The 19,979-nt window shown below is 43.0% G+C and carries 17 protein-coding genes; 2 read left to right on the top strand and 15 right to left on the bottom strand.

Annotation, left to right across the window (positions count from 1 at the left end; genetic code table 11):
* Positions 1-52: 52 nt before the first annotated feature.
* Positions 53-550, bottom strand: a complete 498-nt coding sequence (locus G9Q97_RS13135) for a DinB family protein (RefSeq protein ID WP_166147557.1) — start codon at positions 548-550, stop codon at positions 53-55.
* A gap of 152 nt (positions 551-702) precedes the next feature.
* On the opposite strand from G9Q97_RS13135, the gene G9Q97_RS13130 reads away from it, so the two are divergent.
* Together G9Q97_RS13130 and G9Q97_RS13125 are read left to right on the top strand one after the other, a co-directional pair.
* The gene (locus G9Q97_RS13130) at positions 703-1,689 is read left to right on the top strand and encodes a helix-turn-helix transcriptional regulator (RefSeq protein WP_166147555.1); all 987 of its coding nucleotides are present in this window, start codon (positions 703-705) and stop codon (positions 1,687-1,689) included.
* Positions 1,690-1,696: 7 nt separating this feature from the next.
* Positions 1,697-2,410 carry a ThuA domain-containing protein gene (locus tag G9Q97_RS13125; protein ID WP_166147553.1) on the top strand — a complete coding sequence of 238 codons (714 nt, stop codon included), beginning with the start codon at positions 1,697-1,699 and terminating at the stop codon, positions 2,408-2,410.
* A gap of 224 nt (positions 2,411-2,634) precedes the next feature.
* Here G9Q97_RS13125 and G9Q97_RS13120 read toward each other — a convergent pair whose 3' ends face one another.
* The 14 genes from G9Q97_RS13120 to G9Q97_RS13055 form a co-directional block, all read right to left on the bottom strand.
* Complete coding sequence (locus tag G9Q97_RS13120; RefSeq protein ID WP_166147552.1) at positions 2,635-5,034, bottom strand: ABC transporter permease; 2,400 nt, start codon at positions 5,032-5,034, stop codon at positions 2,635-2,637.
* A 2-nt stretch (positions 5,035-5,036) separates the two neighbouring features.
* Positions 5,037-7,463 carry an ABC transporter permease gene (locus G9Q97_RS13115; RefSeq protein ID WP_166147550.1) on the bottom strand — a complete coding sequence of 809 codons (2,427 nt, stop codon included), beginning with the start codon at positions 7,461-7,463 and terminating at the stop codon, positions 5,037-5,039.
* 393 nt (positions 7,464-7,856) lie between these two features.
* Positions 7,857-8,885 (bottom strand): sugar phosphate isomerase/epimerase family protein, encoded by a 1,029-nt coding sequence (locus G9Q97_RS13110; protein ID WP_166147548.1) that lies wholly within the window; start codon positions 8,883-8,885, stop codon positions 7,857-7,859.
* A gap of 195 nt (positions 8,886-9,080) precedes the next feature.
* Positions 9,081-10,298 carry a hypothetical protein gene (locus G9Q97_RS13105; RefSeq protein ID WP_166147546.1) on the bottom strand — a complete coding sequence of 406 codons (1,218 nt, stop codon included), beginning with the start codon at positions 10,296-10,298 and terminating at the stop codon, positions 9,081-9,083.
* Positions 10,299-10,522: 224 nt separating this feature from the next.
* On the bottom strand, positions 10,523-11,272 hold the full coding sequence (locus G9Q97_RS13100; protein ID WP_166147544.1) for a hypothetical protein: 750 nt from the start codon (positions 11,270-11,272) through the stop codon (positions 10,523-10,525).
* A gap of 335 nt (positions 11,273-11,607) precedes the next feature.
* Positions 11,608-12,486, bottom strand: a complete 879-nt coding sequence (gene cysM / locus G9Q97_RS13095) for a cysteine synthase CysM (protein WP_166147543.1) — start codon at positions 12,484-12,486, stop codon at positions 11,608-11,610.
* A gap of 11 nt (positions 12,487-12,497) precedes the next feature.
* Positions 12,498-13,334: a serine O-acetyltransferase gene (locus G9Q97_RS13090; protein WP_166147541.1), complete on the bottom strand. Its 837-nt coding sequence runs from the start codon at positions 13,332-13,334 to the stop codon at positions 12,498-12,500.
* Positions 13,335-13,348: 14 nt separating this feature from the next.
* The gene (locus G9Q97_RS13085; RefSeq protein WP_166147539.1) at positions 13,349-13,927 is read right to left on the bottom strand and encodes a hypothetical protein; all 579 of its coding nucleotides are present in this window, start codon (positions 13,925-13,927) and stop codon (positions 13,349-13,351) included.
* Positions 13,908-14,195, bottom strand: a complete 288-nt coding sequence (locus G9Q97_RS13080) for an FtsB family cell division protein (protein WP_166147538.1) — start codon at positions 14,193-14,195, stop codon at positions 13,908-13,910. The genes G9Q97_RS13085 and G9Q97_RS13080 overlap by 20 nt, the downstream gene beginning before the upstream one ends.
* A 75-nt stretch (positions 14,196-14,270) precedes the next feature.
* A complete protein-coding gene (locus tag G9Q97_RS13075) occupies positions 14,271-15,497 on the bottom strand; it encodes a carboxypeptidase-like regulatory domain-containing protein (RefSeq protein WP_166147536.1) in 1,227 nt (408 codons plus the stop codon).
* Positions 15,498-15,807: 310 nt separating this feature from the next.
* Positions 15,808-17,085, bottom strand: coding sequence for a phosphopyruvate hydratase (gene eno, locus G9Q97_RS13070; RefSeq protein ID WP_166147534.1), 1,278 nt, complete (start codon positions 17,083-17,085; stop codon positions 15,808-15,810).
* A 22-nt stretch (positions 17,086-17,107) separates the two neighbouring features.
* Positions 17,108-18,199 carry a glutamine-hydrolyzing carbamoyl-phosphate synthase small subunit gene (gene carA, locus G9Q97_RS13065; RefSeq protein ID WP_166147532.1) on the bottom strand — a complete coding sequence of 364 codons (1,092 nt, stop codon included), beginning with the start codon at positions 18,197-18,199 and terminating at the stop codon, positions 17,108-17,110.
* Positions 18,200-18,326: 127 nt separating this feature from the next.
* Positions 18,327-18,971 carry a 50S ribosomal protein L17 gene (gene rplQ / locus G9Q97_RS13060; RefSeq protein WP_166147524.1) on the bottom strand — a complete coding sequence of 215 codons (645 nt, stop codon included), beginning with the start codon at positions 18,969-18,971 and terminating at the stop codon, positions 18,327-18,329.
* 5 nt (positions 18,972-18,976) lie between these two features.
* A complete protein-coding gene (locus G9Q97_RS13055) occupies positions 18,977-19,966 on the bottom strand; it encodes a DNA-directed RNA polymerase subunit alpha (RefSeq protein WP_166147523.1) in 990 nt (329 codons plus the stop codon).
* Between the last annotated feature and the right edge of the window lie 13 nt (positions 19,967-19,979).

Below are 19,979 nucleotides of genomic sequence, written 5' to 3'. Positions count from 1 at the left end.
CTTCGGGCTTTATTTTTTGATTTTCTACCGGAAGAAATCTCACGTCTACAGGTTACCGCTCCCAAAAATCAGGCGGGGCGATGCCCAATGCCCGAAGATAAACATATGCCTGGCCCCTGTGATGAATTTCATTGTCGATAAAGTACAGCAGGGTGCAGTAAGATTTGTCTTCGTATTGACCAAAGGCAAGCACCGTTTCCTGGTATTTATCCAATGAGATTTTGGGAAACCAGTGGTCGATTTCCTGAGTGGTTTCATCCCACATTTTCAACAGTTTTTCCTTGCTGTCGCCCAGGTCCAGGTTTTCATCCAATTCTTTCCACTCTCCAATAGCCAGCCCCTTCACCCCCGGCCCGGCAATGGCGATCAACTCCTTGACCATCTCCCCGTAACTGCGCATGCCTCCTAAACCAAAAGTAAACAATTGGTCGGCCGGAAAGGCCTCAATGACCCGCCTGGTCAACTTCCGATGTCCCTGCCAATGGGCAAGCATCTGGGAGGGAGAAATGATTTGATGTTTGGTTTCGCTTTTTACTGCTTTGGTCTCCATAATGATCTTTATTTGGTTAGCATTTTATTGATATCCCAAATTAAACACCCGACTGTGACAGCCCTATGTCAGCAGGCTTACCTTTTCCTCAAAAAAATCATTGATTTTTTCAGACACTAAAAAATCCTTACATTGAATTGCATTTATAACAGATGAACAGACTAGACAGACTTACCGCTATTCTCACCCAGCTGCAATCCAAAAGGCTGATCCGGGCCAATGAGATTGCGGAAAGGTTTGGCGTAAGTCTCAGGACCGTTTACCGGGACATGCGGGCCCTGGAGGAGGCGGGTGTCCCCATCATCGGAGAGGCAGGACAGGGATATGCCCTGGTGGACGGCTACCGGCTTCCACCAGTCATGTTTACCCGGGAAGAGGCCTTGTCTTTCCTGGTGGCAGAAAAGGTCATTGAAAAAGTAGCGGATAGAGAAAGCAGTAAAAATTTTCAAGCTGCTGTTTACAAAATCAAATCAGTCCTTCGCCAACCGGAAAAAGATGTCATCGAGCACCTATCTTCCCACATACAGGTGAGAAGAAAAAACAGTCTGCAAGCAGCTGGCAAGGAACAGGTACTGCAAGGGGTATTGGATAGCCTTTCGGAAAACAAATTGATCGAAATCTGCTACACCAGTTTCGTAGAAGAGCAGACCACTACCCGTATCCTTGAACCAATCGGGGTTTATTTTGCTTTCGAGCAATGGTACATGATCGCTTATTGCAGGTTAAGAAAAGATTACCGCACCTTCCGGCTGGACAGAATCAATGGGTTAAAGGTCATGGGGGAAAAATTCGAAGGGGAGCACCCCTCTCTTCAGACTTATCTTGAAAAAATAGAGAAAGAGGAGAACCTGACCAAAGTGGTCATAGCAACAAAAAAATCAATGGTGAAATACCTCCATTCCCAACTGTATGACCAGGGATTTGTACTAAAAGAGGACTGCGGTGAAACTGTTCTACTGACCTTTATGACCTGTTCTATAGAAGGTTTTATGAGGTGGATCATCATGATGGCCGATGAGGTGACCATCATACAGCCACAGGAATTAAAAGACCGACTTAAGGAATTATTGGAAACCATGCTGCGCCGGCATTCAGACCTGGTGGCAGAATTCCCGAAAAGTGTCCCTAATATAAAATAAGCCCGCTATGAAAGTATTGTGTGTATACCTGCTTATCTTATTGTGCATGGCAAAGGTAACATTTGCCCAGGATGAGAAAACCTCCCTGTTGGTGATCACAGGGGGACATGGATTTGATCGCCTAGCTTTTTTCGAAATGATGGATGCTTTGGGTAACATTGAATATAAGGAACTGGCCCAGCCCGATGCCAATGCTTATTTTCTTAACCCTGAGGGATTTGATGTGATTCTCTTTTATGATATGGTCCAGGAAATCAGCGAAGCGGAAAAGGCAGGATTTGAACAAATGGTAAAGGAAGGCGTAGGACTGGTATTTCTCCATCATGCCATCGTTTCCTACCAGGATTGGGATTTCTACCGGGATGTATTAGGAGGCAGGTACATTGAAAATGGGGATGATACCCAAACACAATCTACCTACCAGCATGATGTACATTTTGATGTCAAAATCGCAGACAAAGATCATCCTATCGTCTGGGGAATGGAAGATTTTGAAATTTTTGATGAGATATATGGTCAGGTTTTTATTTCTCCGCAAGTAAATGTATTGATCAGCAGCTCCCATTCGGAAAGCATGGAGCACCTGATGTGGACCAGGGAAATCAACTCAAAAACCCGATCGGTATACCTGCAACCAGGCCACGGTCCCGGAATTTTTGCCGATCCACGGTACCGGAAATTGTTAAAAAACAGCATTGAATGGGCGGCATTTCGAAGGTGAAAGGGGAGCTGTTGAAATTTTGAATTCACGATTGATTCTAAACTGTACAATACGGCTAAGAGAGATAGGAAAATGAAACGGGCACAGAAAAAGAAACCGCAGGCAAATCCCACTTTAAAACAGGGAAAAAGAGCCTGTCCCAATTTTTTTCGGGAGGGATTTTGACGAGACCAACAGATTAAAATAAACTAATAATTAGGGGGTGCCTGAAATCAACTGCATTTTCACTCACTAGACAGCACCTCAGCAGGATTTTTCTGGGCTACCTGGTAGGCGTGCAGACCTACAATAACCAAAGTGGCAAGCAAGGCAAAAAACCCTGACAAAAAATACAAGCCATAGGGCATATCGATCCGGTATTGAAAATCTCCCAGCCAATGGCCTAGAAAGTACCAGGCTGGAGCAGCACCTAATATAAAAGCCAACAAGATCAGGATCACATATTCTTTGGAAAGTTTCATGATCAATTCCTCTATGCTTGCCCCCAAAACTTTTCGAATACTAAGTTCCTTCGTCTTTTGGGCGATGGTAAAGGAGGTCAGTGCAAACAGACCAAGAAAACTAATGAGAATTGCCATTATGGTGGCCATGCTCAAAATCTTCTGCAGTTTGATTTCAGATTGGTAAAAAGCATTGACCGATTCATCCAAAAAACGGAACTCCAGTTCATCATTGGGGAAAAATGATTTACTGATCCCATCCAGCGTGGATTTTGCCTGAGGCAGGTCAGCTTTTCCATTCAGCTTTACACTGACCACATTACTATTTACAGGCCGGTGGTACATGACCAAAGGAAGGATGCCTTCCCTTAATGTACGTGAATGAAAATCCGGGAGAACACCCACGATCAGATGCTCATCATCGTTTACTTTCAGGGCCACTCCAAGGGCATCAGAGGGATTTTCAAACCCCATTTCCTTAACCATCTCCTGGTTGATCAAAATTTCCCCAGGTACGTTTCTTAAATTCCTTCCCACCAGGAGATTGACATTGTAAACACCCAAAAAATCGGAATCGATGTGCTTCATTTGAACAGGTATTTCTACTTTACTGCTGTCTTTTTGCATTTCGGCATAGGTAGTCATGAGCCCACTTGAAGCCAGGGCATCATTTCCCATAGAGACCTGCTGAACGAATCCTTGCTGGTCCAGGGTTGTTTTAAAACTTTCCTTTTTGATCTGAGCTTGATTTTGGGGGATCCTCAAGTGCAAAACCTGCTCCTTATCGAATCCAAGGTCCTTCTTCATCAGGAAATCGATTTGGTTAGATACGACCAATACGGCGATTACAAAAGCGATAGAAAGGGCAAACTGGAACACCGTCAGGTTTTTGCGTAAAATTGGACCAATTGAAAAACGGGGACCGTTTTTAAAATCATTCTTGATGGCCTTCTGAGGCTGGTAACTGGATAAAACCAATGCCGGGAAGATTCCGGAGACTGAAGTTAAGATGATACCCAGGGCCAGAAGAAAGATCAAGGTGTGAAAAGCAGTATAATGAATACTCAGATCCTTAGGCAAAAAATCAGCAAAATACCTGCTGAGCATCTCAGTTAATACCAAACCCACCAACAAAGAAACCAAAACAATCAGCCCCGTTTCTGTCAGAAATTGTAAGACCAATTGAGGTCTATTGCTGCCTAGTGTTTTGCGAATGCCCACTTCTTTAGCCCTTATGACAGACCTGGCAGTTTCCAGGTTGATGAAATTCACACCTGCGAGGAATAGGATAAATGCAGCGATGATCATCAACCCATTTAGGACCATCTTACTGGTCCCCGGATTATCGAGACTTTGAAAATGCAATTCGCTCAGGGGCAATAAAGAAAATTCCATGGACCCATCTTCTTCTTCATTCAGGTAAGGGGAGGCCAAATTCAATAATTTGGCTGAAGCCTGGTCTTCCTGGCTTTTGTCATAAAGCTTGACAAATACCTGAAAGGAAGAGTTAACTGAATTCCAATTTTCGACCTGGTAAAATTCCTTCTGATCAGCCATATTACCAATGGAGAGAAAATCAGTTATTTTCAGATCGGTCTGTCCTTCAAAATCAGCTACCACCCCTACCACCTGCGCCTGAATGGTATCGTAAAAAAAATAAGTCAACTCCTTTCCCAAAATTTCATTGTACGGCATCGTTGAGAAATAGCTTTTAGCAGATGAAGCAGTCAAAACTACCTGGTTTACCTCACTAAGGGCCCGACTGGGATCTCCGGCCAGCCAGGCTCTGGGAAATACTTTAAAAAAGGAATTATCTGCCAGGGCCACCTTTTCTCCCGGATGATAAAGACGGCTAGCTCCGCCTTCACGAACTTTTACCTCCCAAAGCGTATAAGCCTGGCACATGGTTTCTATTTCAGGCACGTTTTCCTGAATCACCTCTGCCAGGGGTACAGGGACACCATTGTTTAACCATTCACCATCCTGAAATTTAGAAAGGGTATTGACTTGATAGATCCTTTCCCTATCCGGATGAAACCGGTCAAAACTGAATTCAAAGAAAACCAAATGGAAAACCATCAAACAAACCGCCACGCCGAGGGAAAGTCCCAGCACATGGACCATTGTCCTGAATTTATTCCTTTTGATATTTCTGTATGCGATGAGCAAATAGTTTTTCAGCATGATTATTCTTTTTTAAAAGTATCCACCGGGTTGACCAATGCCGCCCTAAAAGATTGTGAACTCACCGTGATGGCGGCTATCAATAAGGCAAGGAAACCTGCGATGGCCATTACAACCCAGGAAACAGAGATGCTGTAGGCAAAATTTCCCAGCCATTGGCTCATGCCAAACCATGCCATTGGTAAGGCGATAACAAACCCTATTAATACCAGCGTTAAAAAGTCCTTCCCCAAAAGTAAAACGATGTTCCAGCTGCTGGCCCCCAGCACCTTTCGGATGCCAATTTCTTTGATCCTTTGTTCTGTGGCATATGCCGTTAGCCCAAAAAGGCCCAATACGGAAATCAAAACGGCCAGACCGGCAAAAAAACCAAAAACTGTCCCTATTTTCTCTTCCTCCAGGTATTGTTCATCAAATTTATCGGCAACAAAGGTGATCTCCAGAGGATAGTCGGGACGCATGGCCAGCCACTCTTCCCGAAGGTAAGCCAGGGTTTCCTCCCTGTGGTCTTTGCTGAGTTTTACCGCAACCTGGTTAAAGCGGGAGTCAGGCACCATGAAAACCATAGGGCTGATGGGCTGATGCAGGGATTCAAAATGGAAATCCTTGACCACCCCGATGACCTGCCCCCTTCTGCTGCCATAATTGAACTGCTTGTCTATAGCCGCTGCCGGTGATGTCCATCCTATTGCCCTTACGGCCGATTCATTCAAAATAAAGGATTGGGTGGAGTCAGCTGCCATGTTGAAGTCGAAATCCCTGCCTTCCAGTATTTCCATACCGAAGACTTGCATAAAGGTATGGCTGATGTGTATATCGGAAATCCGGGTATTGATTGGTGTAAGGTTCCCATCCAATTCGGCCTGTGCTCCCTGGGAATCCAATAACCTGCCTGAGGGAATCCTGCTGGAAATGGCCACTTCCTCAATTCCCGGATGCTGCATCAGTCTGTCCCGCATAAGGGCATAGTTGCTGGAAAACTCCACAAATGCCGGGAGAATGGCAATTTCTTCTTTGTCAAATCCGAGATCCTTGTTTTTCATAAAATCCAACTGCCCGATCACCACCATCACAGCCACAATTAATACTATCGAAATTGCAAACTGCCCTATCACCAAAAAAGACCTTAACTTCTCATGAATGGACCCTATCTTATAAGTGCCTTTCAACACATTGGCCGGCTGAAATCCGGAAAGAAACAATGAGGGATAGCTTCCGGCGATCAATCCCACAAAAATCACAAGGACCACAAAACCTGCCAGGTATTCAGGGTGATCCACCAGGTTCAGACTTAACGCTTTACCTGTAAAGCTGCTGAACATCGGTAAAGTGAGCCAAACCAATAGCAGTGCAACCAATAGGGCAAAAATAGACATCAGCGTAGTTTCTCCCATAAACTGTTTGACCAACAATTGCCGGTCTGCTCCCATCACTTTTCTCAGGCCCACTTCCAGTGCTCTTTTGGCAGAGCGTGCCGTGGCCAAATTCATAAAATTGATACAGGCGATCAAAAGGATGAAAATGGCGATGGCACCATAAATGTATACATATTCTATATTGCTGTTGGGTTCGACTTCAGAGTCAAGATTGGAATGCAGGTGGATATCCGTCAAGGGCCATAAAAAGAGTTGCGTGCCCAGGGAGGCAGGTATTCCCTGCCCGTTTGCGGGGATGTGGCGGTCTACAAAATCCGGAAGTTGGTCAATTATCGCATTCGGATTCACCCCTTCTTTCAACAAAAGATAAGTTGCAAAATTATTGCTCCCAAAATTCGTCATCATTGCCTCATACCCTCCATAGAAATTTACAACAGGCTCCATGGAAGCCAAAAAATCAGCCTGAAAATGCGAATTATCGGGAATGTCTGCCATGACCCCCCGGACCAGCCCATTAAAAACATTCGATCCCACCCTAAGTTCCAATGTTCTACCCATTGGATCCTCCTCTCCAAAATATTTTTTCGCCATGCTTGCACTGATGACAAGGCCATCCGGAAAGGAAAGGGCATTTTGGGGGTTACCTTCCAGCATTTCCCATGAAAAAACATCAAATACCGATGGATCGGCAAAAAATAGCCGATCTTCCTTAAACACATTATCTTCTTCCCGGATGATTACCGAAGTATTCATCAGCCGCACCACTTCTTCCACCTGATCCTCAAAATCAGATTTCAACAATGGGCCAAAAGGTGGGGCGGCATGACCAAGGTGCAGGCTAACGGCCCCATCCTGGTTATACCAGGCCCTTGAGACCCTGAATATCCGGTCTGATTTCTCATGGTATTGGTCATAGCTGAGTTCATGTTGCACAAACATAAAGATCAAAATGCTGGAGGCCATTCCCACTGCCAAACCAAAAATATTGATCAGGGTGTAGCTTGGGTTTTTATTCAGGTTTCGGAGGAATATCTTAAAGTAACTTTTTATCATATCCTTTGAGGTTGAGCAGGAAGACTGAATTTTCCTGTCTTTTATAAAAACCCAATATGGTGCCAGTCCGAAAAACTGTTTTAAGGGCTGATAAAGGTTATTTTTACCTTCACAATTGAAAAAATACGGACACTTTTGTCCGCTCACGGGCGAGTTGAAATAGCAATTGAATTTCCAGAGACTTCAATTTGCGGTATGCTGAGCCACTCTTATCAATAGATGATTTGAATGACTTAGAATTTTGGAATCATAAAAACCGAAGGATAAAATGAAAAACTCATAATTGTATTATTTTACAATAGCCCCCACCACAAGGAGACAAACCTTTACATATCCAGGGGTTGGAAATATCCAAAACCCCAAAAAATAAAAAGGGGCTTTGGATGAAAAACATTAAACAAGCGCAGATTTGCAATATTCCAGACACTGCTGAACCTCCTTTATTGCATCCGAACCTTCAGGGATTTGGTGCTCCAACTCAATGGAAGCAGGAAATTTATATTTATTTTGACGCATCATTTGCAAGATTTCCACAATAGGGGTATCACCGGTTCCCCAGGGAAGATTGCCTTTGCCGTTGGCTGGAGTCTGCCGGTCTTTGGTATGCATGCTTAAAATCCTGCTGTGTTGTTTTTCCAGCAGTGCCATGATATCCGTATGCCCGGCGGCGATGTAATGTCCGGCATCAAAATTCAGGGCATTTCTTGGGCTTTGGGCCAGTGCAGTATCCCAAAAGGTAAAGGTCTGCTGTTCATGCCCATGGTAGGCTACCGCCATATTGTATCGCTCTCCCATTTTGCCCAATTTCAGCGTATGGGCATCATCTGAAGGATGCTCCAAAGTGACGTGGGAAGCACCCAATGCTTTGGCAGCTTTCATACCATAGGCAATTTCCGCATCTGAGTTGCTTTTACCGAAGGCACTGGGTTTAAAAGCATATATACTTACACCGGCATCTTTGTACATCTTTCGGAGCTGTTCAAATTTCTTAAAATCCACCTGATTCCTCCATTTCGCCACCTCTGTGCCATAGGCTGCGGCTTCCTCCTGAAGGGAACCGAATTCTTTGGCCTCTTCAGCTGTCAGGGTTTCTCCGCTACGCTGTTTTCCTCCCAACTGATACATACGTCTTCGGTCTAAATTCGATTCGGGCATGCCCGCAAAGGATTCAGCCGGTCCGCCCATCAACTCTATGGCATTGATTCCGCAATCAGTGACATATTTCAGCGTGGCTTCGGCACTTTGGTCCGGAAGGGAGCGGAATGAATAGGTAATGCATCCGATCTGCACACCATTGATTTTAGAATCAGGTTTGTTATACCTTTTAATAATGGCGGGTGCGCCATTTAACCAGGAAGGGACCAAAGCCATTCCGGCAGCACCAAAGGCCGATTTGATTAAAAATGCTCTTCTTTTATTCATCTTAGGATATTTAGCTTTTAAAAGCAATTTAGTTATCTTTTTAAAAAAAACACTAAATAACTTCCAGCATAGTGTCATGTCAAAGCTTGATTGGTGGGTATATTTTGAGTCAGGTCAAGACACAAAAAAGAGACAAGAAAATTATTTCCTTCATCATTCTTTAAACAGTTTTATGGCTCCCTATTAATATACAGTTTACCCCTTCCTTTTTCGCTTGATATCTTCAAAAATGGCTGTGAGGGTCTCCCTGTTATCTTCCAAATCCAAACCGACTTGCTTTGCGATGGCTTCCAAATCGGGTTCCTTTCCCTCATTGATAAAAGGAAGTGCCAGGGCCATCAGCTCATTTAACTTTTTCATTTCCACATCCGCATCTTCCTGATCTACATCCTCTTCGAATAGCAATTCATATGGCATGAGTTCGATTTCCTTTTTCAGAATTTCCTGAGCCGCAGACAACATGGAGGGGCGGACATAGATATCTGCAGGCACCTCAACCTGTACCCCCAGTTTTTGAAAGGTTTTGGCTAAAGCCATGTAACCCTTTTCCGTCATGGCTGTTACCTGAAGAAATTTCTCCGCCCTGTCATAATAAGCCGCAGCAAAGTGAGGCTTATTTTCCATACCAGGTAATTTCAGGCGGTAAACCATATCTATCCTGTCGACTTGAAATTCCTTTTCCAAATCTGCTTCTTTCAGGTCAATATCTTCCAATTCAGACAGGACAACTTCCAGCACCTCCCCTTCATGAATGGTCAGGGGGTAATTGGAACGGCCAAAGAGCATCATATAAGGTACCGGATTTTTGGCAACATCCTTCATCAATGCATACTCATCAGTAATGCCTGGGTTGATCTCGGTGGCAAAAAAGAAAACATCATCCGCTGAAAAACTCTTATAACCGCTCAATGGTCCATAAGTTTGCCAACAAGAACCATTGAAGCCGATGAGATTAAACCAAAGTTCTATGGGTCCACTTTTTAATATATCCGAAATTCCTGTGGAATATAGCAGGTAGGTATCGCCTGAAAACACATCTTCCATGGAATAAAAATCCGCTTCCGGACTGTCTAAAATCCTGGCAAAACTAAATTCCCAAGGTGAAGATGCCTGCTGCTCCAACCAGGATTTGTCTGTTGCTTCAAGTCGGTTTATGGCCGCATGCTTTAAATATTTATGAATCAATCCACTCTCTTTCATTACCCGGTGGATGATGTATTGGGATTTCAACATGTTATACCAGCTCTTGTCTATGCTTTGGGTAATGTGCCGGTAGGTTCCCAACCGTTGATCTGCTTCTTTAGCAAGTTTGTCCTTTTCTGCCGCATAGTAGAGTAAAAACTCATCCAGAATTCGGGAAGTGAATTTCGAGTTTGACTGACAGGCAGCTTTGATTGCAGTATAGTTTTTCATAGTCAGAAATATACGAGATTCGAAAAGTTTGACCAAGTGGTTTTACAAGAAGAACCTTTCGAATTGATTTAGGGTCTTGATTTTTACCTTTTATCCAAACACAGTCCCAAAAACCAATCTTTGTCTGTCGATCTGGTAAATTATGCGCTGCAGACCCGCCTTAAAACTTGCATTCATTGGCTTTTCCCTGCCAGTAATAAAACTCGAAATTTGACTGTAAATCTTCATCTGGATTCCGGACTTTCCCCAAAATCAAAACCGTAAACAAGATTGGGCTTGAAGTGCATGGCAACAGTTAACACCAGTAGAACAACAGGCATTACCTGATCCCTTGGCAGGAGCTTTTGTTCCACAAGCGATTCTACATAATCCTGGCTTAGACTAAAAAGAATGAGTAGAAGACCAAAAAGACAACAAATCCAGGTCAGCCATCTTTTTACTTTCCTTTGTTCGGAATAATGAATATTAATCGGTTGGGCAAAAAACAATAACCTCAGCCCTAAAAGGTAATAAATCAGAAGGGAACAAAGTAATAGTTCATGAGACCAGACAAAAGTAAGTGCCGAACCGCCGGGCATTGGAATTTCAACTGGTTGGTAGCCCTGAGAGCTAGAAAACAAAAAACCAGGCAACTCCTTCCTGGCCAGGATGAGTAACACCGGGATTGATAGCAGAATCAATGGAAGAAAATGGAGTAAATCCAGGTAGTTGTTTCTTTTATATCTAGTTAGTGAATTTCGAATAAAAAAGTAAAAAAAGGGACCTACACAAAGCATTAGGAAATACATCAGAACTGCTAGCCATCCTGTAACAAATTCATTATGCCGGGTAAAAAGGAATCCACTAAAAAACAGGAGTGCAAACCCCATATATTGCTGAGAGACTTTTGCTCTCTTACCAGCCAGAATCAAAATAATTGCATTTATGATGGCAAGGCTTAAAACAAAATAAGCTACTAATTCACCAAATTCCATAGGTTAATTTTGGGTACGAGTCCTGTGATAAATTGACTAAAAAGCATGCCAAACTCAAATAAAAATCAAGGAAAGCTTGAAATATTAAAAATCCGGGCTGACGTTTTTCAAATGGTACTGATTCCAGTATAGTATTGATAGATTTAACTCAATAGTACTTAAGCTCAGTACCAATAAGGGTGCGTCCATACTTTTGGTAAGTTCCCTTTTGACCTTCTTCAATATTCTTGGGGAACTTTAATAGCAGTTACATCCATCAATCGAAAATGGGAAACCCAACTGTGTTTAGCAGTTATTAGCAGCTGAGTAAAGTTGATTTAAAAAGTTTGTATGGCTTAGCCAAACAGATTGGAACTCAAATACCGGTCACCCCTATCGCAGGTAATGCACACGATCAAGCCTTCCTCAAGGGTTTTGGAGAGCTCAATAGCCGCATGCAAAGCTCCTCCGCTACTCATCCCAGCCAGAATACCTTCTTCCCTGGCCATTCTGCGCGTCATCGCGGTGGCCTGTTCTTCACTGACATCGATCACCTGATCAACCCTTTCCGGTTCGAAAATTTTAGGCAAAAATTCCGGGGACCACCTCCTGATCCCGGGAATACTGGACCCATCGGTAGGTTGGGTACCTACAATGCGGATGTCTTTGCTTTGCTCTTTCAGGTACCGTGACACCCCCATGATGGTACCGGTGGTACCCATAGCGGAGACAAAATGGGTGATCTTCCCTCCCGTATCCCGGTATATTTCGGGGCCCGTGGTCTGGTAATGGGCCCTGTAATTATCCGGGTTGGCAAATTGGTTCAGCATAAAGTATCCCTTGTCCCTAGCCATTTCCTCAGCCAGGGTTCGTGCATATTCTATGGTTTTTTCTGCAGGCGTAAGGACCACTTTGGCACCATAGGCCTCCATGGATAAAATCCGCTCCCTGGTGGAGTTATCCGGCATGATCAGGGTCATTTCTACCCCAAGCAAGTTGGCTACCATGGCCAGGGCAATTCCCGTATTTCCTGAGGTGGCCTCCACAAGTTTGGATCCTCTTCCAATTTCTCCCCTATCCAGGGCCTGCCGGATCATGTAATAGGCGGCCCTGTCTTTTACAGAACCTCCTGGGTTTTGCCCCTCCAGTTTACAGAAAATTTTGACTTTGGGATTTACGGGAATCTGCTCCAGTTCAATTAAAGGGGTTTTCCCTATTAATTCAAATAGCTTCATAGATGGGTATTTCAGGCATCACTTTTCAGTACATAAAAGTCTGTCAGGTTTGATGCCCCGTCATAAATTTTTGTCTGGTAATAAATTTTGCTTTTTGGGGGAATACTTTTGGTCAGCCAGACATTTCCACCCACTACGCTGCCCTTGCCTATAACGGTATCTCCACCCAATATAGTGGCACCGGCATAAATGACCACATCGTCCTCTATGGTGGGATGCCTTTTTTTATCCGCATCTTCTTTGTTGACACTCAAAGCACCTAAGGTTACCCCCTGATATATTTTTACCCGATCACCCACCCGGGTCGTTTCTCCAATCACAATTCCGGTGGCATGGTCAATGCAGAAAAAACGACCAATTTTGGCTCCGGGATGTATGTCAACTCCTGTTTTTCCATGGGCGTATTCGGTAATCATTCTTGGAATAAGCCCAATCCCCAGTACGTGCAATAAATGTGCTATGCGGTAGGCTGCAATGGCATAAAAACCTGGATAACAACGGATAATTTCAGTTTTGGACTTTGCGGCGGGATCCCCTTCAAACATGGCCTGCAAATCTTCGTGTAACTTTTCAAATACTTCTGCTTCCAGGCGATCAAAGAATGCTTCAGCCAGGGCTTGTCCATCGCCTTTGTGCAGGACCTCATTTTTCTTAAGCACACTCGTAAGTTGCTCCCTTAATTGAAAGAACTTCTTTGCCAGATTTTCACGGTCTCTAAGGATCTCATTGGCATGCTCCGGAAACAATATGCCCAGGATATCATCAAAAAAGCGACTGATCACTTTGGGAGAAGGGCATTCCGGACAGTGGTTGTGGGCTTCGTGCAATCGGTCTATAAATGAATCCATGCTTTGTTGTAACTTTAGAATACAAAACCCACTCTGATGACATATGGTTCATTATAAGGAGACCTTCTATTGTCATAGCTAAAGTTGTACAATAGCATGAAGTTCATTCCCCCTCTTTCTCCAAAGGGGGTAAAATAACCTGCACCTGCAAACAAGCCAGGAACCCAATCTCTGGTAAATATCACATCAGTGGTATTTGGGATAGGATTGGCCACCTCTACATTGAGCGCTTCGTATTCTGCATGTAAAAATATTTTCGGCAAAACATTAAACCTGTTGAATATCCTGGCCCCATATATATGGGCATCCCCATTTTGATAAAATCGGTTGTTTAAATATTGGTAGGTAGCTCCCAGACCTGCTGAATACCTTTCGGTGATCATTACCCCGGCCAGAGGAGATACTTCCACGAAAGTGATGGTTCCAAATTGAAGGCTTCCATTGCCACCAAAGTACAAACGTTCTTTTAAGGGAGGATTCTCTTCGGGATAGATCTGTCTTTGCCCATGGGCTTCAAAATCCAGAAAAATAAAAAATCCCAGCAGTATAGCGCCGGCACATTTTTGTATTAAATCATTCTTCCACAATAACATACAGGTCTTCCGTTTTCCTTTTCATCAAATAGCGTTCCCGCGCAAACTTTTCCAACAGCTCATAATTGCTCAGCAATTCTTCTCTTTCAGCCTGAATTTTCTCTTTGCGCTCCTGGTAAAATTCCTTTTGGTTTTCCAAATCATTTAACTTAGACCGGAGCTTGATATGGCTGATGATATCATTGCTGTCAATAAAAACCATCCATATGATGAATAAAACGGTAAATACGAAGTAGAAGTTTTTGGTGTACCTGATGTATTTGGCCATTTCTTTACTTAATGTTTTGTCAAATATAGGAAAACTAATGTCAACCATCCAAAAATGTCCTATCCCTTGTACGTATTATTCAGGCAATTTATAATCCATTGGTAAATCATCCCCCATTCTTAGCCAGCTCCAATACCCCTCCAGATACAGGGAAAGGGGATTGGCCTCCAATCCGGTTGGGTATATCGATACAGGGGCCGTTTGCCTTAAAAATGAAACAGGATAGGGGGATCTGGGAGCTTTACCTGGTACAAATGAATGGATAAACTCCCTGCTGACCTTCCCTCTGGTAAAAGTGATTTGCAAAAAATCATCAAACTTCAAAGTAAGTTCACCATCAGTGACAGAGCTATATTCCGATTCTTTTAGTGGATCGGGTTCTACTTTATCAATTATTTTTGGAAGAGACTCCTTGCTAACAATTGCCGATAAAGAGTCCCTGAAAATGCTATAGGGTAAATCCTTGGTATTTTTAAGTTGCTGTTTTGCCTCTAGAATGCTCCTATCTGATGGCCGTTCAGGGTTAGGAACTTGCTTCATTTTTCTGACTTCAAACCCTTCCATATCTGTAGTACTTTCCAGAAGACTTCGCTTAAAATGCAGCCAGGAACCCCTGTATGCCGATGACCGGTTTCTTTTCCACCTGCGTTGTTTTATTTTCCCTCCATCCATTTCGGTATACCTGGGATAGCCCAAATAGTGAAATATTTTTTTTTCGGTATCCAACTCAAAGGAGTTCAAAAGATAATCTATGCGGTATCCAAGTGCATGATTTTCTATAATTAAAAAGTCTGTACTGTAAACTTTCAGTAACGATTGATCAAAGTCAATGACCAAAACCTCCGGATTAATAATATTGCAGCTTGTAGCAAAACGGCTGTTACCCAAAAAATGGTATTCAAAGAGCTTCAGGTTTTCATACCATTCTGGGCTTCTTTCTCCATCCACTTGCAGTTCATTCAGGTCGATTGGCTTCTGCGCCATCTCAAAAACAAATCGGGGCAGGTCACCTGAGAAATCTGCCGAATAAACCAGGTTTTCATATCCAACCAAAGACAGAATCAGTTCATAGTGTCCTGCTTCCATTTCCAGGTCAAACTTTCCGTTTTCATCTGCCACGGTACCCTCAGCAGTATTGTTTACAAATACTGTAACAAAAGGCAAGGGCAAATTTGTTTCCTCGTCCACTACCCTTCCTTCTACCTTGATCTTCTGGGCCATCAAAGGAATGCTGAGGCTTGATCCAAGCAAAAGCAGCAGTAAGCCCAGTGAAATGGTTGCTGCCATTTTAATTGTTGCCATATTATAATAAACCTAAGAATTTGAGAAACAAAAACCTATTCTCATTCTTCTGTTTATAGTTTTTTCATGCTCAGATGCCTGTCCTGCCCTTGGAGTGTAATCTCAAATGCCTTAAAATCAACCCTCTGTGTGAGGTTCTCCTCGTGCTCAATTTCATCAGCTGGCTAGGTATGGACCATTCAAACTATAGGTAAATGATACAACAAATACCGCTTCCATAAAATAAAAAACCCTTTAAAGGCTAATGCCTAAAAAGGGTTTTGATTACAATTTGCTCTCAGGTTTTGACTTTACCAGAATCGATGCTGCATTAAAATTTCAAACCTGGGAAATAAGCGGAATCCCCAAGTTGCTCTTCAATTCTCAACAATTGATTGTATTTTGCCATCCTGTCGGAACGGGAGGCGGATCCGGTTTTGATTTGACCTGTATTGAGTGCCACGGCCAGGTCCGCAATAGTAGAATCCTCCGTTTCTCCTGATCTGTGGGACATCACTGATTTGTATTTGTTTCGGTGGCAGAGGTCCACGGCGTTGATGGTTTCTGTCAAAGATCCGATTTGGTTTACTTTTACCAATAGCGCATTGGCTATTTTCTCATCTATACCTTTCTGTAACCTTTCCACGTTGGTAACAAATAGGTCATCGCCAACGATTTGGATTTTATCGCCAACTGATTCCGTCATCATTTTCCAACCCTTCCAATCGTCTTCCTGCATGCCATCTTCAATGGATTTGATGGGGTATTTATTCACCCATTCAGTCCAGTAGTTGGCCATCTGCTCCGAGGTCAATTCATCACCTGTGGATTTTTTAAATACGTATAATCCCCTTTCCTCATCATAAAATTCAGAGGAGGCAGGATCCATGGCAATAAAAACGTCTTCACCAGGACGAAACCCTGCTTTTTCAATGGCTTGCAAAACCACCTCTATGGCTTCCACATTGTTTTTAAGATCCGGCGCAAAACCTCCCTCATCACCTACATTGGTGGAAAGTCCCTTGCTCTTCAACACGGCTTTCAATTCATGGAATATCTGGACTCCCATCCTAAGGGACTCGGAAAAAGAGGATGCCCCAGCTGGCATTACCATAAATTCTTGAAAATCAATACCATTGTCCGCATGTGAACCTCCATTCAAAATGTTCATCATGGGTACAGGCAGGGTATTGGCGTTTACACCTCCAATATACCGGTATAATGGCTGGCCTGATTCCATGGCCGCTGCTTTGGCCACGGCAAGAGAAACACCCAAGACGGCATTTGCACCCAATTTGGATTTGTTTTTGGTCCCATCCAGATCAAGCATCAGCTGATCAATTTGATTTTGTTCAAAAACGTCAAAACCAATTAATTCCGGAGCGATTACATCGTTTACATTGGCAACGGCTTTGAGGACTCCTTTACCCATATATACACTTTTGTCTCCATCTCTCAGTTCTACTGCTTCGTGTACACCAGTAGAGGCTCCACTGGGAACAGCAGCCCTTCCAAAAGCACCATTATCGGTAAATACATCTACTTCTACCGTAGGGTTGCCCCTGGAATCTAAAATTTGTCTTGCGTGTATGGATTGTATCAATGTCATAACAAAATATAAAGTTTAAGATTTAATTCTTTAATAATGAAATAAATTGTTCAAATAAATACCTGGAATCATGAGGTCCGGGAGAACTTTCAGGATGGAATTGAACAGAAAAAGCCGGCTTGTCTTTCACTTTTATCCCAGCCACTGTTTCATCATTGAGATGTAAATGAGTAATTTCCAATTTATCTGAAAGATCAATATCCTCCCGGCTAACAACAAAACCATGGTTTTGGGAAGTTATTTCACTTTTTCCGGTAATCAGGTTTTTAATGGGGTGATTAAGTCCGCGGTGGCCATGATGCATTTTATAGGTGGAAATACCACAGGCTCTGGCCAGAAGCTGATGCCCAAGACATATACCAAACAATGGCTTATTATTGTCTAATATTTCTTTGGTGGTATTCACCGCATATTCCATGACAGCAGGATCTCCGGGACCATTGGAAAGAAAATAAGCGTCGGGCTTCCATTCCTCCATTTCAGCAAAGGTAGTCCTGGCTGGAAAAACTTTACAATAAACCTCTCGTTCTGCAAAACACCTGAGAATATTTTTTTTGATGCCATAATCGACGCAGGCCACTCTCAATTTTGCCTTTTCATCACCATGGTAATAAGGTGTTTTGGTAGAAACCTGGGATGACAGTTCTAGCCCATTCATGTCCGGAACCTTATCCAATTCTTTTTTCAAGGCATCCAGATCCTCTATTTCTGAACTGATAATGGCATTCATCGCTCCTTTGGACCGGATATGCCTGACCAGCTTCCGGGTATCCACATCGGCAATCCCCGTGATACCATGACGTTCAAGGTATCCTTGCAGGGATTCCTTTGCATCAAGGCGGCTGTAGATTTCAGAAAAGTCGTTGACTACAATACCCGCAATTAGAGGATGATCTGATTCTTCATCTTCTTCAACTACTCCGTAATTGCCGATATGAGGCGTAGTATTAACGATGATTTGACCTGTATAGGAAGGGTCAGTATAGATTTCCTGATAGCCGGTCATGCCGGTATTGAAGCAAATTTCTCCGCCATTGGTACCATGACTACCTACTAAACTACCAGTAAAGACGGTTCCATCTGCTAAAAGGAGGGTGGCTTTTTTCTTGTTCATATTAATTTTTGATAGGCAAATTTAATAATTTTATCATAAGTAGTAGAAAGCATTCAAAGAAAAGGACACAAAAAAGGGATTGAACAAAAGCCCAATCCCCAATTCATTTCATCCGATAAAACATATATCACTCTGATTTTTTATCGTCATCCTTTTTATCTGCATCGTCTCCTGCTTTATCAGCATTGTCCTCAGCAGAAGCCTCGGGTGATTCAGCAGCACTGTCTGCAGCGGCTTCGCCCTTTTCTTCCGGAGCCGTATCCTTGGCTTTTTTCTTGGCCTTAGGCTTTTCTTTCTCCTCTTTAACTTCTTCTGCCACAGGTACATCCGCAGCATCACTGCTCTTACCAGATCCTCTTCGGCTTCTTCTACGGCCAGATTTTTTGGCAGGCTGATCATCTTTCAATAACAGCTCATTGTAATCGACCAGTTCAATGATACACATCTCTGCATTATCACCAAGTCTGAAACCGGTTTTTATGATTCTGGTATAGCCTCCAGGACGGGTACCTATTTTTTCCACAACTTCCCCAAAAAGAAGTTTGATAGCTTCCTTGTTTTTTAGGTACCCAAATGCAATCCTTCTGTTGTGTGTAGTATCCTCTTTTGCCTTTGTAATCAAAGGTTCAATATATTTCCTCAGCTCTTTGGCTTTGGCAAGGGTAGTACTGATCCGCTTGTGTTCCAAGAGAGACTTGGCCATATTTGAAAGCATGGCCTTTCTATGTGAGGCGGTTCTACCTAAATGGTTAAATTTCTTACCGTGTCTCATTTTAATTATTCTTCATCAAGTTTATACTTAGAAAGATCCATGCCGAAAGTCAGGCCTTTTTCCTGGATCAACTGCTCCAATTCTGCCAGGGATTTTTTACCAAAATTCCTGAATTTCATCATGTCGGAAATCTCCAACTTGGCCAGGTCACCCAATGTTTTTACATCAGCTGCCTTCAAACAATTATAGGCCCTTACGGAAAGATCCAGATCACTCAGAGAAGTTTTCAACAATTTCCTCATGTGCAGGTACTCTTCATCAATAGGCTCAATGGCACCACTTCCAGGCGCATCAATGACCATTGTTTGATCCGAAAACAACATGAAATGCTGAATAAGAATTTTAGCGGACTCCTGTAATGCTTTCTCAGGGTGAATGGAACCGTCAGTGCTAACCTCCATGATCAGTTGCTCATAATCGGTCTTTTGCTCTACCCGGGTATTTTCAATCCTGTACTTCACATTTTTAATGGGCGTAAAAATAGCATCAACAGAAATGGTTCCGTATAGCTGTTCTTTAGGCTTGGATTCTTCTGCAGGAAGATATCCCCTTCCCTTATCCACGCTGAGCTCTATTTCGAGGGTTTTGGAATCATCCAGATGACATATGACCAATTCAGGATTCAATATTTCAAATGAGGTGGTAAATTTAGCAATATCACCAGCAGTAAAAACATCTTTATTCTTAACCTCGACGGTAATTTTATTGTCGATGGCATCATGGATCTTCTTAAACCTAACCTGTTTTAGGTTAAGAATAATGTCAGTCACGTCTTCAACCACTCCCTCTATACTGGAAAATTCATGCACTACACCAGGTAATTTTACCGCAGTAATGGCATATCCCTCCAGCGAAGACAAAAGAATCCTTCTTAGGGCGTTACCAATGGTTACCCCGTATCCTTTTTCAAGTGGTTTGAAGGTAAACAGACCATGAAAATCATCTGCTTTTTCCATTACCACCTTCTCTGGCATTTGAAATGCTAATATGGACATATCTTAATTCTTT

It is taken from the genome of Cyclobacterium plantarum (genome assembly GCF_011290685.1).
GTDB classification, from domain to species: Bacteria; Bacteroidota; Bacteroidia; order Cytophagales; family Cyclobacteriaceae; genus Cyclobacterium; species Cyclobacterium plantarum.
This window is presented reverse-complemented; position numbering and strand designations above follow the sequence as displayed.

What these genes read in the sequence shown, in the direction of transcription:
- G9Q97_RS13075 (WP_166147536.1), bottom strand. Translation starts at nt 15,497, where the DNA reads ATGGCAACAATTAAAATGGCAGCAACCATTTCACTGGGCTTACTGCTG.
- G9Q97_RS13080 (WP_166147538.1), bottom strand. Translation starts at nt 14,195, where the DNA reads ATGGCCAAATACATCAGGTACACCAAAAACTTCTACTTCGTATTTACC.
- G9Q97_RS13110 (WP_166147548.1), bottom strand. Translation starts at nt 8,885, where the DNA reads ATGAATAAAAGAAGAGCATTTTTAATCAAATCGGCCTTTGGTGCTGCC.
- G9Q97_RS13135 (WP_166147557.1), bottom strand. Translation starts at nt 550, where the DNA reads ATGGAGACCAAAGCAGTAAAAAGCGAAACCAAACATCAAATCATTTCT.
- G9Q97_RS13090 (WP_166147541.1), bottom strand. Translation starts at nt 13,334, where the DNA reads ATGGATTCATTTATAGACCGATTGCACGAAGCCCACAACCACTGTCCG.
- G9Q97_RS13055 (WP_166147523.1), bottom strand. Translation starts at nt 19,966, where the DNA reads ATGTCCATATTAGCATTTCAAATGCCAGAGAAGGTGGTAATGGAAAAA.
- G9Q97_RS13100 (WP_166147544.1), bottom strand. Translation starts at nt 11,272, where the DNA reads ATGGAATTTGGTGAATTAGTAGCTTATTTTGTTTTAAGCCTTGCCATC.
- eno (WP_166147534.1), bottom strand. Translation starts at nt 17,085, where the DNA reads ATGACATTGATACAATCCATACACGCAAGACAAATTTTAGATTCCAGG.
- rplQ (WP_166147524.1), bottom strand. Translation starts at nt 18,971, where the DNA reads ATGAGACACGGTAAGAAATTTAACCATTTAGGTAGAACCGCCTCACAT.
- G9Q97_RS13085 (WP_166147539.1), bottom strand. Translation starts at nt 13,927, where the DNA reads ATGTTATTGTGGAAGAATGATTTAATACAAAAATGTGCCGGCGCTATA.
- carA (WP_166147532.1), bottom strand. Translation starts at nt 18,199, where the DNA reads ATGAACAAGAAAAAAGCCACCCTCCTTTTAGCAGATGGAACCGTCTTT.
- G9Q97_RS13115 (WP_166147550.1), bottom strand. Translation starts at nt 7,463, where the DNA reads ATGATAAAAAGTTACTTTAAGATATTCCTCCGAAACCTGAATAAAAAC.
- G9Q97_RS13105 (WP_166147546.1), bottom strand. Translation starts at nt 10,298, where the DNA reads ATGAAAAACTATACTGCAATCAAAGCTGCCTGTCAGTCAAACTCGAAA.
- cysM (WP_166147543.1), bottom strand. Translation starts at nt 12,486, where the DNA reads ATGAAGCTATTTGAATTAATAGGGAAAACCCCTTTAATTGAACTGGAG.
- G9Q97_RS13120 (WP_166147552.1), bottom strand. Translation starts at nt 5,034, where the DNA reads ATGCTGAAAAACTATTTGCTCATCGCATACAGAAATATCAAAAGGAAT.
- G9Q97_RS13125 (WP_166147553.1), top strand. Translation starts at nt 1,697, where the DNA reads ATGAAAGTATTGTGTGTATACCTGCTTATCTTATTGTGCATGGCAAAG.
- G9Q97_RS13130 (WP_166147555.1), top strand. Translation starts at nt 703, where the DNA reads ATGAACAGACTAGACAGACTTACCGCTATTCTCACCCAGCTGCAATCC.